This window comes from Actinosynnema pretiosum (genome assembly GCF_002354875.1).
GTDB lineage: Bacteria > Actinomycetota > Actinomycetes > Mycobacteriales > Pseudonocardiaceae > Actinosynnema > Actinosynnema auranticum.
Genome location: NZ_CP023445.1, coordinates 2,888,016 through 2,901,718, shown reverse-complemented (window position 1 = coordinate 2,901,718; position 13,703 = coordinate 2,888,016). Strand labels below are relative to the sequence as shown.

Annotated in this window: 9 protein-coding genes; 5 read left to right on the top strand and 4 right to left on the bottom strand. The window is 75.4% G+C overall.

The annotated features are described in order from the left end of the window. Positions 1-141 precede the first annotated feature (141 nt). Positions 142-3,228, top strand: a complete 3,087-nt coding sequence (locus CNX65_RS12895) for an efflux RND transporter permease subunit (protein ID WP_096493003.1) — start codon at positions 142-144, stop codon at positions 3,226-3,228. Positions 3,229-3,301: 73 nt separating this feature from the next. Here the strand turns inward: CNX65_RS12895 and CNX65_RS12890 are convergent, their stop codons facing one another. After that, on the bottom strand, positions 3,302-4,420 hold the full coding sequence (locus tag CNX65_RS12890; RefSeq protein WP_096493002.1) for a chymotrypsin family serine protease: 1,119 nt from the start codon (positions 4,418-4,420) through the stop codon (positions 3,302-3,304). 193 nt (positions 4,421-4,613) lie between these two features. Between CNX65_RS12890 and CNX65_RS12885 the strand changes: the two genes are divergently transcribed. Together CNX65_RS12885 and CNX65_RS12880 are read left to right on the top strand one after the other, a co-directional pair. Beyond that, a complete protein-coding gene (locus CNX65_RS12885; protein WP_096493001.1) occupies positions 4,614-5,426 on the top strand; it encodes an LGFP repeat-containing protein in 813 nt (270 codons plus the stop codon). Between the two features lie 64 nt (positions 5,427-5,490). After that, a complete protein-coding gene (locus tag CNX65_RS12880; RefSeq protein ID WP_096493000.1) occupies positions 5,491-6,345 on the top strand; it encodes an LGFP repeat-containing protein in 855 nt (284 codons plus the stop codon). On the opposite strand, the gene CNX65_RS12875 is transcribed toward CNX65_RS12880, so the two are convergent. The 3 genes from CNX65_RS12875 to CNX65_RS12865 all read right to left on the bottom strand — a co-directional run bounded on the left by CNX65_RS12875 (position 6,342) and on the right by CNX65_RS12865 (position 8,784). After that, positions 6,342-7,397, bottom strand: a complete 1,056-nt coding sequence (locus CNX65_RS12875; RefSeq protein WP_096492999.1) for a hypothetical protein — start codon at positions 7,395-7,397, stop codon at positions 6,342-6,344. The genes CNX65_RS12880 and CNX65_RS12875 overlap by 4 nt on opposite strands. Positions 7,398-7,480: 83 nt before the next feature. After that, positions 7,481-8,320 (bottom strand): ATP-grasp domain-containing protein, encoded by an 840-nt coding sequence (locus CNX65_RS12870; protein WP_096492998.1) that lies wholly within the window; start codon positions 8,318-8,320, stop codon positions 7,481-7,483. Beyond that, the gene (locus tag CNX65_RS12865) at positions 8,317-8,784 is read right to left on the bottom strand and encodes an Lrp/AsnC family transcriptional regulator (protein WP_096492997.1); all 468 of its coding nucleotides are present in this window, start codon (positions 8,782-8,784) and stop codon (positions 8,317-8,319) included. The genes CNX65_RS12870 and CNX65_RS12865 overlap by 4 nt, the downstream gene beginning before the upstream one ends. A 112-nt stretch (positions 8,785-8,896) precedes the next feature. Here CNX65_RS12865 and CNX65_RS12860 point away from each other — a divergent pair, with 112 nt between their 5' ends. Beyond that, positions 8,897-9,373 (top strand): DUF2000 domain-containing protein, encoded by a 477-nt coding sequence (locus CNX65_RS12860; protein ID WP_096492996.1) that lies wholly within the window; start codon positions 8,897-8,899, stop codon positions 9,371-9,373. Between the two features lie 91 nt (positions 9,374-9,464). Continuing rightward, positions 9,465-13,532, top strand: coding sequence for a DEAD/DEAH box helicase (locus CNX65_RS12855; RefSeq protein WP_096492995.1), 4,068 nt, complete (start codon positions 9,465-9,467; stop codon positions 13,530-13,532). Positions 13,533-13,703: the final 171 nt, after the last annotated feature.

Below are 13,703 nucleotides of genomic sequence, written 5' to 3'. Positions count from 1 at the left end.
GCCGGGCCTCAGGTTGGGTGTGGAACTCTTCCGCCATCCACCCCGCCAGTCCCAGGACGAGGCACCGAAGCGCAGTGCTGCGCCGGAGCGCGGACCGGCGGCGGGGGTGGCCCACACCTTTCCCCGTAAGGAGATCCGCACATGTCCGTGCTGGCTCGGCTCAGCCTGGCCAACCGGGGGCTCGTCGCGCTGCTGAGCCTGGTCGTCCTCGGTTTCGGGGTGCTGGCGCTCCCCTCGCTCAAGCAGCAGCTGTTCCCGTCCATCGAGCTGCCCGCCGCGGCCGTGGTCGCGCCGTACCCCGGAGCCTCCCCGGACCTGGTGGACAGCCAGGTCGCCGAGCCCATCGCGGCGGCGGCGCGCGGGGTCGACGGCGTCGAGCAGGTGCTGACCCGCTCCGCCGAGAGCTCCGCGACGGTGCAGGTGATGTTCACCTACGGCACCGACCTGAACACCGCGATCTCCCAGCTCCAGCAGGCGGTGAACCGGCTCGGCTCCCGGCTTCCCGAGGGCGTCGACCCGACCATCGTGCAGGGCAGCACCGACGACCTGCCGGTGATCGCGCTGGCCGCGACCGCCGGTGACGACGACATCGCGATGGCGGCGAAGCTGCGCGAGCAGGTCGTCCCGGAGCTGGAGGCCGTTCCCGGCGTGCGCGAGGCCACCGTCAGCGGTGAGCGCGAGCGCCAGGTGACGGTGACCGTCGACTACGCGAAGCTCGCCGCCGCGCGGCTGGAGCCGACCGCGCTCAGCGCGGCGCTGACCAGCGCGGGCATGACCATCCCGGCGGGCTCCGTCACGGACGGCGACCGCTCGCTGACCGTGCAGGTCGGCGGCCCGGTGACCTCGATCGAGCAGCTGCGCGCGGTCCGGGTCAACCAGCAGGTGACGCTCGGTGACGTGGCGACGGTGGAGTCCGCGCCGCTGCCCGCGACCTCGATCACCCGCACCGACGGCCAGCCCACGCTCGGCATCAGCCTGACCATGGGCTCGGACGGCAACGCGGTGCAGATCTCCGACGAGGTCCGCGCGAAGCTGGGCGAGCTGGGCTCGGCGGTGGGCAGCACGCTGACCGTCTCGTTCGACCAGGGCCCGGCGGTCGCCAAGGCGATCAGCGGCCTGACCACGGAGGGCCTGCTGGGCCTGCTGTTCGCGGTCGTGGTCATCCTGCTGTTCCTGATGTCGCTGCGCTCGACCCTGGTGACGGCGGTGTCGATCCCGCTGTCGGTGGTCGTGGCGCTGGTGGCGCTGTGGGTGGGCGACCTGTCGCTGAACCTGCTGACGCTGGGCGCGCTGACCATCGCGATCGGCCGCGTCGTGGACGACTCGATCGTGGTGCTGGAGAACATCCAGCGGCACCTCGGGTACGGCGAGGAGAAGCAGAAGGCGGTGCTGGAGGGCACCCGCGAGGTGGCGGGCGCGGTGACCGCGTCGACGCTGACCACGGTGGCGGTGTTCCTGCCGATCGCGTTCGTGACCGGCATCGCGGGCGAGCTGTTCAGCCCGTTCGCGATCACGGTGACCGTGTCGCTGCTGGCGTCGCTGCTGGTGTCGCTGACGATCGTGCCGGTGATGGCGTTCTGGTTCCTCAAGCGCCCCGACGTGCCGACCGACCCGGCCGAGGCCGAGGCGGCGCGCGCGGCGGCGCTGGAGAAGGAGGAGAGCAGCAGGCTCCAGCGGGCGTACGTGCCGGTGCTGCGGTTCGCGACCAAGCGGCGCGGGGTGACCGTGGCCGCGTCGGTGCTGATCTTCGCGGTGACCTTGGGCCTGGCGGGCACGCTGCAGACGAACTTCATCGGCGACACCGGTGGCGACGCGCTGCAGGGCACGCAGGAGCTGGAGCCGGGCGCGAGCCTGGCGGCGCGCGACGAGGCCGCGAAGAAGGTCGAGCAGGTGCTCGCCGACACCGACGAGGTCGAGACCTACCAGGTCACGCTGGGCGGCGGCGGGATGCTGGCCGGGTTCGGCATGGGCGGCAGCAGCACGCAGATCAGCGCGACGCTGCGCGAGGGCTCGGACATGGAGGCGGTGCGCGAGCGGCTGACCGAGCGGTTGGCGGACGTCGAGGGCGCAGGCAAGGTGGACTTCAGCGCGGGCGCGGCGGCCGGGTTCTCCAGCGACGGCATCGAGGTCCTGGTGACCGCGCCGGACGCGGAGCGGCTCAAGCAGGCGGCGGACGCGGTGCAGCGCGAGCTGACCGGTGCGCCGGGGGTCGGCGAGGTCGACAACGACCTGGCGGTGAGCGCGCCGCGCGTGCAGGTGGCGGTGCGGGAGGAGGCGGCTCGGGCGACCGGGCTGTCCAACCAGGTCGTGGGCCAGTTCGCGATGCAGGCGCTGCGCGGCACGCCCGCCGGTGAGCTGCCGATCGACGGCGCGACGCAGCAGATCGTGCTGCGCTCGGGCGTCGCGCCGACCGACGTGGCGGCGCTGCGCGAGCTCCAGCTGCCGGGCGGGGTGCGGCTCGGGCAGGTGGCGGACGTGTCCGTGGTGGACGGTCCGGTGCAGATCCGGCGCACCGACGGCGACCGCAGCGCGACCGTGACGGCGAAGGCCACCGGGTCCGACCTGGGCACGGTCACCACCGAGGTCACCAACCGGGTGAACGCGGTGGAGCTGCCGGAGGGCGCGGAGACGTCGATCGGCGGCGTGAGCGCGGACCAGGCCGAGACGTTCGCGGACCTGGGGCTGGCGATGCTGGCGGCCATCGCGATCGTGTTCCTGATCATGGTGGCGACGTTCCACAGCGTCGTGCAGCCGCTGATCCTGCTGGTGTCGATCCCGTTCGCGGCGACCGGCGCGATCGGCCTGCTGCTGCTGACCGGGACCCCGCTGGGGCTGCCGTCGCTGATCGGGATGCTGATGCTGGTCGGCATCGTGGTGACGAACGCGATCGTGCTGATCGACCTGGTGAACCAGTACCGGGCGGCGGGCATGGGCGTGGTCGAGGCGGTGGTCGAGGGCGGCAGGCGCAGGCTGCGGCCGATCCTGATGACCGCGGCGGCGACGATCTTCGCGCTGCTGCCGATGGCGCTGGGCATCACCGGCGAGGGCGCGTTCATCGGCAAGCCGCTGGCGATCGTGGTGATCGGCGGCCTGCTCAGCTCGACGCTGCTGACCCTGGTGCTGGTGCCCACGCTGTACACGATCGTGGAGAACCGGAAGGAGCGGCGCGCGGCCAGGCGCGCGGCGAAGCGCAGCGAGCAGCCGGAGCGGGAGACCGCGTCGGTGTAGTCGCTCGGTGCAGTCGTTCGGTGGCACAGCGCCCCCGTCACCCGGTTCTCGGGTGACGGGGGCGTTCTGCTGCCTACAGCGGGATGTAGACGCCGAAGTCGCGGGACGCGGTGCGGAAGTCCTGGAAGCCGATGCGGGCGCCCGCCGTGCGGGTCACGGTGCCCTTGGCGATCACGCCGCCGTCCGACGACGGGCCGTACACCGGGCCGCCGCTGTCACCCGGTCGGGCGGCGGGGCGGCCGTCCACCTGCTCGCCCTCGACCAGGTCCTCGCGGTCGGCGTAGAAGAACAGGACCTTGATGTTGCAGACTTGCGAGCCGGTCTCGCGGGCGCTGGTGACGCCCGACTGGCACAGGTACTCGCCGACGTAGACGTCGCCCCAGCCGCGCACGACCTCGGTGCTGTTGCTGTCGCCGCCGCCCACGTACTGGCGGTTCACCACGTTCCCGGTCGGGATCAGCATGATGTCGTGGTCGCCGTGGCGCGCGCCCGCGTTGCCGATGTGCTCGCCCGTCGGGTCGGTCACGCGCACCCCGGACTGGCCGCAGTGCGCGGCGGTGAGCAGGAAGCGGGCGTTGTCGCCGTTGCGCACCGAGAAGCCCGAGGTGCAGGCGGCGGAGTTGTTGAGCACGATCGTCGCCCCGCCCTTCCACGGCGGCGAGTCGTTCTGCCGGGACACCGGCACGAGCGGCTCCTCCACGACGGTGCGCACCGGCACGTCGGCGGTGGTCGCCAGCGAGCGGGCGACGGCGTCGGAGCGGGTGCCGAGCACCAGGCCGCTGCCGTCGGCGGGGACCTTGATGGAGTGCACGGCCGAACCGGGGCCGCGGCGCGCTTCCAGGTCCTTGGCGGCGGCGCGCAGCTCGGCCTCGGAGTGCGCGGCCCGCTCGACCCGGACGGGCGCCTCGGCGGAGGCCCTGGCGACCGCCTCGGTGACGGCGGCGGGCGGCGCGCCCTTCCACCACAGGGCGACGTGGTCGTCCTCCAGGGCGATCCCGGCGAACCCGTCGGCGTGCCCGCCCCGGTCGACCTCGGCCTTGATCACGTCGGCGGCGGCGACCAGGGGCTGCTGGGCGAGCATCCGGTCCCAGTCGCCGGTCCCGGTCCCGGCCAGGGCGGCGGGGGCGGTCCCGAGCGCGGTGGAGGCGGCCACGACGGCCACGAGCGCCAGGGCACTGCGTGCTGTCCTCACGTGCGACAACTCCTTCGAGTCGCTGGGTGCGGGGGCAGCGGCGGAGGCCCGACCCTATGGTCCAGACCAAAAATCTGTCACTGACAAGACCGGACAAACGACCCCTGAGTCCGGAACGGGGGCGACCGGGGGCACCCGGCAGGACCACCCGCTCCTCCCGTCCGCGGGCGCACCCGTGTGGGAGCATCCGAGGATGGGGCGCAGCAGCGACGATGACGACCAGACCTACCGCGTGCACAACGTCGTCCGCGGCGACGTGAGCGGCCCCGTCGTGCAGGCGGGGCGGATCGAGGGCGGGCTCACGCTGCACGGCGGCGGGTTGCAGCCCCCGCCCCGGCCGAGACGGCTGGTCGAGCCGCACGAGGTGCTGGACTTACCCGACGCGGAGGCCCGGCGCGCCCTGCTCGACAACCGGGACCGCACGTTCCTGGCCCGCGCCGCCGACCACGACCCCGACCGCACCGTCGAGCTGCTCGCGAGCCTGGGCGACGACCAGCGCGACTCCGTGCTGCGCCGCACCCGCGACCTCCCCGGCTGGCTCACCGAGCTGACCGCCGCGCTCGCCGACCTGGAGGCCGTCGCCCGCACGTGGCGCGGCTACCTCGGCGCGCCGGTCGACCTCGTGCACCGCGAGGGCCCCTCCCCGCACGGCACCACCGGCTACGGGCTGCGGTTCGAGCGCGGCGCCGCGCTGTGGTGCGCGGACTCCGGGCCGCGCGTGCTGATGGAGGGGGTGCACGCCCTGCACCGCGCCCAGGGCGGCGCGTCCGGCTGGCTGGGGTTCCCGCTCGCCGACGAGCTGAGCGTGACCTCCCCGCACGGCACCGACGGCTGCGCGCAGCGCTTCCAGGGCGGCACGGCCTACCAGGCGGGCGACCGCGCGTTCGCCGTCCGGGACACCACGGGGGCGCTGTTCGAGCGGTACGGCTTCCCGCTCGGGTCGCCGCTGCGGGACGGGAGCGGGTGGGTGCAGGAGTTCGAGGGCGGGCGGGTCCGGCAGCACTAGTCGGAACGGGCGCGGTCGGCGGAAGCGGGCTGGGCCGGGTGTCGGCTGTGGCAGCATCCCGGACATGGACGGGCAGCAGGGCGGGCGCAACGCCTTCGAGAACAGCAGCGCGGAGAACGTCGTCCAGGCCGGGATCGTCAACGGCGACGTGCACGTCAACACCGCCAAGCCACCGCTGGCGAACCTGTCCCCGCGCGCGGCAGCGGCCCATCTGGCCACCATGGACTTCTCTGCCGCCACCGACGCGCTCGCCGCCGCTCCCGAGCGGGGCAAGCTCGTCGCCGCGCTTCTGGAGGACCACGAGGCCACCCTGGTCGCGCTGCTCGCCGACATGCAGCGGACCGTGGCGCGCGAACTGGTCCACTCGCTGCCGTCCCCGCCGAAGTGGTTGCGCGAGCTGCTCACCGCCGCCGAGGGGTTCGCCAACATGGCGCTCGGTCCGGCCAGGAAGAAGGTGCGGCGCGCCGACCCCTCGCCGCAGGGGTCGACGGGGTTCAGCCGCGATTACGACCTCGGCCGGGCCTACTGGAGCGCGAACACCCAGTTCTACTCGGTCGCGCACCCCGTCCTCGGCGTGCACGACCGCAGGGGCGGCACCGGCGGCGACCTCGGCTTCCCCATCGGGGAGCGGTCCTGGAGGTACACCCCCAGCACCACGAAGGGGCTGTTCTACCAGGAGTTCGAGGGCGGCGTGGTCTACGAGAGCGCCCCGCCCATGGTGGTCCGCGACCCGGACGGGGCGCTGTTCGAGCGGTTCGGCTTCCCCACCGGTGAGGAGACCGCGCTGGGCACGTTCTTCGCCGACGACGTCAAGGGCACGTTCCAGCCGTTCGAGCGCGGCACCGCCTACTGGGTCGACAACGTCGCCCTGGTGCGCGAGGGCGAGTCCAGCGCGATGTTCGGGGTCCGCAAGCCCTAAGCCCGCCCCAGCGCCGCCACCACCTCCGCCAGCGCCGCCTCCAGGCGCGGCGCGGAGTCGGCGGGCACGCACCCGGTGCTCACCGTGAGCGTGAGCCCGCGCCCGCCGTTGAGGTTGTAGGTCACCCCGGACTCCCCGTCCGGGTCCCGGCCGTACCCGCGATCCGGGTCCAGCCCGGCGGCGGCGCGCAGCGCGGTCCGCACGGCCTCGGCGTCCGCGTCGGCCATCCCCCGGTCCTCGACCGTGGTGCTCACCCGCACCCAGTGCGGGCTCGGCCCGAGGACGACGCTGTTGACCCGCCCGCACCGCTCCTGCTCCACCACGTGCGGCAGCTCCACCCCGGCCGGTTCGGCGAAGGTCGCGACCCGCCGCAGCGCGGTGACCGCCCGGTCCGGGTCGTAGGTGCGGCTCTGCAACCGGTCCAGGTCGCCCAGCTGCGCCCCCAGGTGGAGCGCGACCAGCCCCCAGGTGATCACGAACGCCCCCACCAGCCCTCCGGGGACGCCCAGTCGGGGGGTGTGGTCACGCGCCGGGAGCGCGTTGTCCACCCCGTAGCCGGGTTCCAGGTCGGGGCGGGCGCGGCGCAGCAGGTCGGTGAACTCGCCGTGCCGCTCGGCGTCCTTCCAGCGCAGCCGGTGCCTGCGCCCGTCGGCGGTGCTGATCTCCACGACCTCGCGGTCCATGGCCTGCGCGCTCCTGGCCAGCACGAGCAGTCCGCCCACGATCGAGACCGGGAACAGCAGCGCGAGCCAGAACGGCTTGGCCGAGAACGGGCCGCAGCGGACCCCGGTGATCGCCGAGCACGGGACGCGGTGGCGGCCTATGACGAGCGCGTCGGGTTCGAAGCGGGCGGTGAACGACCAGCGGGCGCCCAGCCAGGCGCACAGCACCGCCACCAGCGCGTCCAGCGCGGTGATCACCCGGTAGACCGATCGCTCCGGTGTCTCCGGGATCGCCGCGCCGTGCCACAGCGCGGCGGCCAGCGCGGCGAGCGCGACCGACCAGAGGACGAGCGGGGCCGTCGTCAGCGGGACGCGCGTCGTGCTGCTCATACCGGGTGGACGGTGCCCGCCCGCAGCCGGTTCCGGGGCGCCCGCCCGGTTGGCCGGGTGTTCACCCACCGAACGGTGGGGTGTCACCCCACCCGGTGAAGCGCCCCGATCAGCTGTTCGGGGGTGATCGCGGCGGGCCGGTCGCTGACCTGGCCGTCGCCCAGCTCGACCACCCGCCAGCCGCCGTCCTCGGCGAGGACCAGGTCGACGGTGGCGAACCGCAGGTCCGCCGCGCACACCAGCGGGGTGAGCGCGGTCAGGTCGGGCGTGCCGGGCAGCTCGTCCGGGGTGTCCGGGTGCGGGCCGAGCAGCGCGCACTCGCCGTCCACCCACCAGGTGCGCACCTCGCCGCGCCGCCACCGCTCGAACTCGCGCAGCACGAACCCGCCCACGCAGTCCGCGCCGCGCAGCTCCCGGAACCGCAGCGCCACCCGCCACGCAGCGTCGCCGTCGGCCACGTCCGGGATGAACGCCGCCTCGTCCCAGTGGTGCTTGAGCGACTTGGTGTAGTCGCGCAGCACCGCCGGTCCGCTGCCCAGCTCCGCGCGGGCCCGGTCGAAGTCGGTCCGGTCGTACCCGGCGGTCCACGCCGAGCGCGGGGTCAGCGGGGCCAGGTGGTCGTGCCAGCCGGGCAGCTCGTGCGCCCTGCGGTAGCGCAGCGGGTCGGTGCGCAGCGCCGCGCCCCGCCGCGCCAGCGCCCGCGCGAGGTCCGCGTAGTGGCCGGCGCGCACCATCCAGCCCCGGTAGACGACGTCCTCGCCCTCCGGGACGCGGGCGACGGCGCGCGCCGGGTCGGTGGGCAGCGCGTCGTGGTCCAGGAGCGCGACGGTGATCCCGAGGTCGCGGGCGACGGCGGCCTCGGCGGCGAAGTGCTCGTCCGGGCGGCGGGGGCGCAGCGGGTCCGAGGGCACCAGCAGGATCATGGGGACAGTCTGCCGACCGGGCTGATCCGGTCGTTGCGCAGGTGCTGGTACACGACGGAGGTGCGCACGTCGGCGACCTCGGCCCGTTCGGTGAGCTTGTCCACCACGAACTGGTAGAGGTGGTCGTTGTCGGGCACGGCGACGTGCAGCAGGAAGTCCTCCGAGCCCGACGTGACGAACACGCCCAGGGTGTCCGGCTGGGCGATGGCCCAGGCGCGGAACCCCTCGATGACGCGGCGCGCGGGCGGCCGGATGCGGACCGCGATCAGCGCCTGCACTGGTCGCCCGATCGAGGGAAGGTCGACGTCCAGGATCGCGCCCTTGATGACGCCGCGCTCGCGGAGGGCGCGGGTGCGGTCGAGCGCGGTGGTCGGGGCGACGCCCACGGCGGCGGCCACGTCCCGGTTGCTCCGCCGTGCGTCGACCTGCAATTCGCGCAGGATGTTCGTATCAAGTTCGTCCACGGCGGCCTCCAGGGGCGCTATTTCGAATTATCAGCGGATTGCTGGGCTTGCTACCGAGCATGTGCATACCATCGTCGCACAAGTTCGCACATTGCACGGAGGAAGTGGGGCCATGAGCACCGAGTCGCCGCAGTCCGCAGTCGGGTTCGCCCCCGAGGAGATCGACACCGCCGCGCCCACCAGGTCGGCCCGCCTGAAGTGGGTGGTCGTGGTGGACGAGGCGCTGCCCGCCGGGCGGGCGGTCAACGCGGCGGTGTGCGTGGCGGCGGCGACCGGCGAGGCGGTGCCCGGACTGCTGGGGCCGGACGCGGTGGACGGGACCGGGTCGGCGCACCCCGGCCTGCCGTGGGCGGGCTGCACGGTGCTGGCCGCGTCCGGCGAGCAGCTGGCCGAGCTGCGGGCCAGGGCGGCGGACTCGCTGGGCGTGCACGTGGTGGACATGCCCGTGGCCGCGCAGGAGACCAGGGTGTACGACGAGTACCTGGAGAAGGTCGCGGCGAGCGAGGCCGTGCCGTGCCTCGCGGTGAGCCTGATCGGGCCGCGCAACCGGGTCGACAAGCTGGTGAAGCGGCTGTCGCTGCTGCCCTGACCGCACCCCCGGCAGGCGCTCCGGGCCCCTCGTTGTCGGGGGTTGGGCCTAGCATCGCTGGTTCAACGGGAGTCGGCGGGGCGGAGGGGTCGTGGTGGGGCGGGACACGTCGGTCGCCGGGGTCGTGCAGGCCCGGTGGGGCGTGCGCCCGGAACCGGCGATCGCCCGCTACGCCGAGCCGGGCTGGCAGCTGTCGCCGCTGCCGGTGGAGAAGTCCTGCCCTGGGTGCGGCGGGGAGCTGCACGGGCTGTACCGGGCGCACCCGAGCGGCGGGAAGCAGCAGCTGCAGGCGGCGGTGGCGTGCCCCGGCTGCCCGGCGACGTTCACGCTGCGCGAGCTGAAGCTGGCGCAGCGGGCGGTGGTCGGGGACCTGAAGCCGGACGCCGTGGCGCGGCGGATGGCGGAGGACGCGCAGCTGGCGTCGCTGGCGCTGGAGGTGGACGAGCGGCCGGTCGAGGCGGAGCGGCTGGTCGAGCCCGAGCGGCCGAGGTACGTGCGCGAGGCCGACGCGCCCGAGCTGCCGGGGCCGTGGGACGTGGAGCCCGCGAACCCGTGGGCGGACGAGCCGCCGCAGCGCGCGCCCGAGCCCGAGCGGCGGCCCGTCGCGCCGGCTCAGCCGCGCGGACTCGTGCCCCGGCGGCCGGTCGAGCAGCCGCCGGAACCCGAGTACCCCTTGGACCTGGGCTACCCGGTCGAGCGCCCCGCACCGCGCGAGGAGCCCCCGCCCGCCGCGCCCGAGCTCAAGTACACCCGGCCCAGCCAGCGCGGGAAGGCCGAGGCGGACGTCCCGGTGGTGCGCCCGCGCGCCCGGCGACCGCTGAAGTTCGAGCGCAAGAGCAGGCTGCGACCGGACGACTTCGCGCGCCACGAGGGGGACGCGCCCGCCGAACGGCCCGACGCGGGCCCCTTCGCGGAACCGGCGCCCGCGGAGCGGGCATCCGTCGAGCGGGCGCCCGTTGAACCGGCGCCCGCCGGGCAAGAACCCGCCGGGCGAGGGCCTGCCGAGCAGGCGCCCGCCGAACCCGCGCCCGCTGAGCAAGAACCCGCCGGGCGAGGGCCTGCCGACCAGGCACCCGCCGAACCCGCCCAGGTCGAGCCCCCGCAGCACGCGGACGCCGAGGAGAGCGCGCCCCTCGCGGCAGACACCGCCGAGCCCGCCGCCCGGACCACCCCGGTCGAGCCTGCCCCGGTCGAGCCTGCCCCGGTCATGCCCGCCCTAGTCGTGCCCACCACCCGGCCCACCCCCGCCGAGCCGTCCCCGCACCCCGCCCCCTCCGGTCCGGTCCTCGGCCCCCAGCCCGCGCCCGCCCGCCGCACCGCCACCGCCGTCGTCGCCGCCCGCATCCGCGCGATCCTGGCCACCACCCCGGTCCCCACCGCCGCCGCCGAGGAGTTCCCCGCACTCCCCCACCACCTCCTCGCCGACGCCGACGCCGACACCGTCCCGGTGTGGTGGTGCAAGACCACCGACCCCACCCTCAAGCCCCCGCCCGCCCCACCCGGCGCCGACCTGCGGGTGCTCCTGCCCGCGCACCCCGACTTCGCCGACCTGCGCACCCTCCTGCGCTCCGAGGGCGTCCCGTTCCGGGAGCTGCCGCACTGGCTGGAGCAGGAGACCGTCACCTCCCTGGACGCCCCGCTGCGCGCCACCGCGCACCTGTCCGAGGTGGGCGGCGTGGTGGCGGAGGCGTGCGAGCCGGTCGCCGAGGACGCCGCGCTCGCCGCGCGCCTGGCGTTCCAGGTGGTCTGGGACCTGCACGAGCCGCCCGGTCCGACCCCGCCGCCCGCGCCGACGGCCGAGCTGGTGCCCGAGCACTGGCTGCCCTACCTGCCGTTCCCGGTGCTGAACCCGGCGCAGGCCCAGGCCGCGCCCGCGATCGTCGACACCGACGAGCACCTGCTGGTCACCGCCCCCACCGGCGCGGGCAAGACCACCATCGGGATGCTCGCGGTCCTGAAGGCGATCCTGGACGAGGGCCGCAAGGCCGCCTGGCTGGTGCCGCAGCGCTCCCTCACCGACGAGCTGGACCGCGAGCTGCGGGCGTGGCGCGGGCAGGGCCTGCGGGTGGAGCGGCTGTCCGGCGAGCACGCGGTGGACGTGGAGCGGGTGCGCGCGGCGGACCTGTGGGTGGCCACGACGGAGAAGTTCGAGGCGGTGTGCCGGGCCGCGTCGTTGCAGGCGGCGCTGGGCGAGGTGGGCTGCCTGGTGGTGGACGAGATCCACCTGCTCGGCAGTCCCGGCCGGGGCGCGCTGCTGGAGGCGCTGCTGGCGCGGGTGCGCGGCGCGGACTCGCCGGTGCGGATCGTCGGGCTGTCGGCGACGGTCACCAACGCCGCCGAGGTCGCCGAGTGGTTGCAGGCCCGCATGGTGGCGACCGCGTGGCGGCCGTCGAAGGTGACCTGGCAGCTGCCGACGGTGCCCGCGACGTCCGGGTTCGCGGCGGCGTCGCGGGTGCGCGAGCAGGTCGCGGTGGACCTGGTCGGGCGGCACACCGAGGGCGGCGGCAGCGTGCTGGTGTTCTGCGGGTCCAAGCGGAACGTGCTGTCCACGGCGATGGCGGTCGCCGCCGAGCGCGGGGCCGAGCTGCCCGCGCCGGACGACCTGGACGCGCTGGAGGCGGCGTGCGCGGCGGTCGGGGTGCGGATGCACTACTCGGACTACGAGCACAAGCACGCGGCCGAGCGGGCGTTCCGGGCGCGCGAGTCGGACGTGCTGGTGGCCACGTCGACGGTGGCGGCCGGGGTGAACCTGCCCGCCCGCGCGGTCGTGGTGCGGGACAGCTCGATCGGCGGGGAGCCGATGGACACGTCCACGGTGCTCCAGATGTTCGGGCGGGCCGGGCGGATCGGGGCCGGGGAGACCGAGGGCTGGTCGTACCTGGTGGTGGACGAGTCGCAGCGCGCGGCGTGGCAGGCGCGGCTGGTGGCCGGGTACTCGGTGTACTCGCGCATCCGGGAGAGCCTGGCCGACCACGTGCTCGCCGAGGTGCTCCAGGGGCGGGTGACCACGGAGGCGGACGCGCGGGCGTGGTGGGTGCAGACGCTCGCGCACGCGCAGGGCGACGACGACGAGTCGGTCGTGGTGGAGGCGGTGGGGTTCCTGGTGGAGCAGGGCTACCTGACCCGCTCCGGGGACGCGCTGGCCACGACCGAGCTGGGGCGGTTGACCGCGCGGATGATGGTGCCCACGAGCACCGGGCAGCGGCTGCGGTCGGCGCTGGCGCTGCTGCCGGTGCCCGCGGACGCGGACGACGCCGAGGACGCGCTGTCCCTGGTGCTGTCGGTGGCGGTGCCGGAGCTGGCCGGGGTGGCGGTGCCGGAGCGGGTGCGGCCCGCGGTGGCGACGGCGGTGAAGGCGTGCGGGGTGACCTCGCGGATCACCGGGGCCACGTCGGTGCGCGGCCTGGGCTCGTCGGCGACGACCGCGCCCGGTGACCTGGCGTGGGCGGCGCTGCTGCTGGTGGCGCGCTCGCCGAGGGCGTTCGCGGGGGCGCGGCGGGCGGTGGCGGGGATTCCGCTGTCGACGCTGCACCCGGTGCTGGAGCAGGCCCCGCGCTACCTGTCGTGGCTGGCCGCGCAGGGCGTGCACGGGACGGTGCACCCGTGGATCGCGGTGGTGGCGGCGGACCTGGACCAGCGGGTGCGCTGGCGGGCGCTGGGGCCAGCGCGCGGCGCGGGGCGGCTGCTGTGGCTGTGCGAGCGGATGGCGACCAGGCAGCGGGCGCGCGAGCTGGTGCCGGGGCTGTGGCGGTCGGCGACGGCGAGCGGGCTGCGCTCCCCGGACTGGCGCGCGGGCCGCCCGCCCGCCGGGTGCGAGCTGGACCGGGTCGGGTACACGGCGCTGCTGCGCGAGCGGGTCACCGGCGCGGAGCTGGCGGCCGGGCCGGAGGCGGCGCGGGTGGCGTGCACGGCGGGCGCGACGGCGATCACCTGGCGCGGCAAGGAGACCGGCCCGCCGACCCCGACCGGGGGCGAGCGCGAGCTGCCCTACCCGGAACCGCCCGCGAGCGGCGAGGCGGCGGTGGGGGTGGCGGTGTTCACCCGGCGCGGGGACTACCGGGCGACGGGGTGGCTGGCGGCGTACGACGCGCTGGCGGGCCCTGAGGAGGAGCCGGTGCGGGAGCGGGCGCCCCGGCGGCGGGGGTTGGGCATGGTGTGACGGCCGGGGTCGGCGGCGCGCGCGGGTGGCCTGCGGCGGCACGTGGGTGTCGCGGCGGCGTCCCGGTGCGGGGGTGGCTGGCGGCCGTGCGCGGGTGGTCTGCGGCGGTGGGGGCACGGGGACCTGTCAGCGCGCACGGGTGTCCGGCGGTGTCGCACGGGCGTGTCGGGG